This window comes from Saccharomonospora iraqiensis subsp. paurometabolica YIM 90007, assembly GCF_000231035.2.
Classification (GTDB): domain Bacteria; phylum Actinomycetota; class Actinomycetes; order Mycobacteriales; family Pseudonocardiaceae; genus Saccharomonospora; species Saccharomonospora paurometabolica.
On sequence record NZ_KI912261.1, the window covers coordinates 101,958 to 102,335 of the forward strand.

General features: G+C 77.8%; 1 pseudogene. It reads left to right on the forward strand.

The annotated features are described in order from the left end of the window. Positions 1-378 (forward strand): annotated as a pseudogene (locus SACPADRAFT_RS33550) (serine/threonine-protein kinase); the annotation flags it as partial.

A 378-nucleotide genomic window follows, 5' to 3' on the forward strand; every position in this document is an offset into this window, starting at 1 on the left:
GGCCGCGGGCGCACCCGGGGGTGACGGCGGCGGTGCGCACCCGCACGACGCCGCGTACGCCGACGGGTACGGCGCCCCCTACGCCGACGCCCCCTACGACGACGCCCTCCACACGGGCGGGGACCGCGCCGACGGCTGGGACGACGGGTACGACGACCGGTACGACGACTACTACGACGGGTACGACCGCGGGTACGTCGACTACGCCGAGGACTACCCCGGCGATGACGACCGGGACGGCCGGCGGGGCCCGGCCCGCACCCGTGCCGTGCCGATGGGTGCCCTGCCCTACGACGACGACCGGTACGACGGGCACGACGACGGGTACGCGGCCGACCGCTACGACGACCGGGGCGACCGGCGGGCCGCCGCCCCGCC